The organism is Xenorhabdus sp. BG5, assembly GCF_015163665.1.
Taxonomy (GTDB): domain Bacteria; phylum Pseudomonadota; class Gammaproteobacteria; order Enterobacterales; family Enterobacteriaceae; genus Xenorhabdus.
Map to the genome: position 1 here is coordinate 1 of NZ_JADEUG010000078.1, position 1,306 is coordinate 1,306.

At 44.1% G+C, this 1,306-nt stretch carries 1 protein-coding gene; it reads right to left on the reverse strand.

All coding sequences use genetic code 11. From position 1 onward, the window contains the following. Positions 1-3 precede the first annotated feature (3 nt). Positions 4-1,253, reverse strand: a protein-coding gene (locus IQ209_RS17865; RefSeq protein ID WP_193852524.1) for an IS3 family transposase whose coding sequence is annotated in 2 segments (ribosomal slippage) — positions 4-905 and positions 905-1,253 — 1,251 coding nt in all. Because the reading frame shifts where the segments join, the coding sequence is not laid out codon by codon here. Positions 1,254-1,306: the final 53 nt, after the last annotated feature.

A 1,306-nucleotide genomic window follows, 5' to 3' on the forward strand; every position in this document is an offset into this window, starting at 1 on the left:
TGTCTAGTCCTGATATACGTTGACACTATTTTTACTTAACGCCTGATGATGTACTTCATCGGGCGTTTGATATTTTAGCGCTAAGTGTGGCCTAGACCGATTATAAATATCTATCGATTCACCCACTATTTTTGTCGCTTCTTCAAGGTTAGACGGTTTACAGAGTAAAAATTCGGTTTTCAGGATGCCATTGACACGCTCTGCCAACGCATTTTGATAGCAATCGTAGCCGTCTGTCATTGAACAAATAACTTTATGGTATTTATGCTGCTCTTGATAGCGTTTTGAACAATATTGTAACCCCCTGTCTGAATGATGGATCAGCGATTGTGCGCTCAATTTTCGGTTTTTTAAGGCGTGTGTATACGCCTTGATGACCGAGTCTGTTTTTAAGTTATCGTGCACATGATACCCCACGATTTTACGTGACCAGGCATCCGTAATCAGGCTTAAATACGCTTCCCCTGTTTTCACAGGGAGATACGTGATATCAGCTACCCAGACTTGTTCTGGCCCCGTTGGGGTTATCTTATTGGGGCCAGCTTTGAGTAAATTGGGGTGACAGTGAAAACGATGATGGCTCTGCGTCGTTTTGTGGTAAGCCCGTCTGGGGTTGACTAACAAATGATGGGTTCTGAGTAAATCGAACAGACTGTCTCTGCCTATTTTTAATGGGCTTGATTGGTTCAACAGGTACTGAAGCTTTCTCGTACCAATGCGGGGCTGCTTCAGACGGATTGACTGCACTTGCCTCAGCACATCCTGTTCCTGTTTTTCTTTGACGGCTGCCCGCTGACATTGCTGATAATAAGCTTGTCGTGTGATACCCAGATAACGGCAACATTGAGCCACATTGAAGCCAGTTACTTTTTTCGCCTGAATGACTTGCCTCGTGGCTTTTTTACGACAGTCACTCCATAATCCCGTTTTAACACATCAACGACCGCCTCAAAAAATTCAGCTTTCTTTTCCATTTCAGTCAGTTGCTGTTCAAGTTCTTTTATCCGCTGCTCGGGGGTGAGTGAAGAGGATGAAGTCATGGCTACTCCCTGAGGATGTAAAGGGGTACAACCCAGACTCCAATCTAACTGACCATGTTTCCTCAGCCAAACTAAAACGGTTGAACGCCCTTGAATACCGTACCGACGTTGGGCTTGTTTGTAAGTCATCTCGCCTTTTTCAATTTGTTCAACAACGGCCAATTTAAAGGCCAGCGAATAGTCACGCTGAGTGCGTTTACTTTCTGATTTCATAACACTCTCCTCAAAAGATGAAGAAAAGTGTCAACCTTATTTAGGATGGGACA